General features: G+C 64.1%; 1 protein-coding gene. It reads left to right on the top strand.

Going from position 1 to position 976, the window contains the following annotated elements; all coding sequences use genetic code 11:
• The coding region (locus tag ACFOHJ_RS05185) for a phage major capsid protein (RefSeq protein WP_378219216.1) at positions 1-976 on the top strand (976 nt) is incomplete at both ends.

Here is a 976-nt window from a genome sequence, read left to right as displayed (position 1 = left end):
ACTGATTGAGAAGCGGGAAAAGCTTGTCGCCGATGCCCGCTCGGCGCTGGAAGAGATCAAGAAAAACACCGACGAAGCGCGCGCCGCCGAATTGGAAAAACGCCATGACGACATCATGGTCGAGTTCGACAAGGTCGACGCGCAGATCGCTCGCGAAAAGCGCATGGCTGACGCGCAGAAGCGCATCGACGACGCTGCGGCCGAGGAGCGTGCGAAGCAGCGCCCCGGATCGAGCGGGGAAGGTCGCGGCCAGGACGACGGCGACCAGGTGACCTATCGTTCCGCCTTCCACCGCTACGTGGCTGTTGCAGGCGACATGTCCGCCCTTAGCGACGAGGAACGGGCCGCCCTTCGTGGCGGCGTGGCGCCGAAGGAGGCTCGCGCTCAGACTGCCGGTACTCCCGCGGCCGGCGGTTACACCGTCCCGACCGAACTCAGCGACCAGATCATCATCTCGATGAAGGCGTGGGGGCCGATGTACGATGAGAATATCTGCACGGTCATCAACACGTCGGCCGGTAACCCGATCGATATTCCGACCGTGGACGATACGGGCGTTGCCGTTGCCAAGCACACCGAGGCCGGCGACGTCACCGACGATGGCGGCTCGGACGCGACCTTCGGGAAGAAGACGCTCAACGCCTACGCGTACGACACCGAATGGGTGAAGTTCAGCTGGGAGCTGGCGCAGGACTCGATCTTCAACTTCGAGACGCTGCTTGGCGGTCTGCTCGGCCAGCGTCTCGGCCGCCGTGCGAACGTCGAACTGACCACCGGCGATGCCACCGGCGATCCGCAAGGCATCGTCACCGGCTCGACGCTCGGCAAGACTGCCGCCGCGACCGCTGCGATCACTTGGGACGAGATCATCGACCTGGAGCACTCGGTTGACCCGGCCTACCGAGCATCGCCCAAGGCTCGGTATATGTTCAACGACACTACGCTGTCGGCCGTTCGCAAGCTGAAGGACGGGCAG

Origin of the sequence: Aquamicrobium soli (assembly GCF_042646345.1) — a bacterium.
GTDB classification, from domain to species: domain Bacteria; phylum Pseudomonadota; class Alphaproteobacteria; order Rhizobiales; family Rhizobiaceae; genus Mesorhizobium; species Mesorhizobium soli_A.
This window is presented reverse-complemented; position numbering and strand designations above follow the sequence as displayed.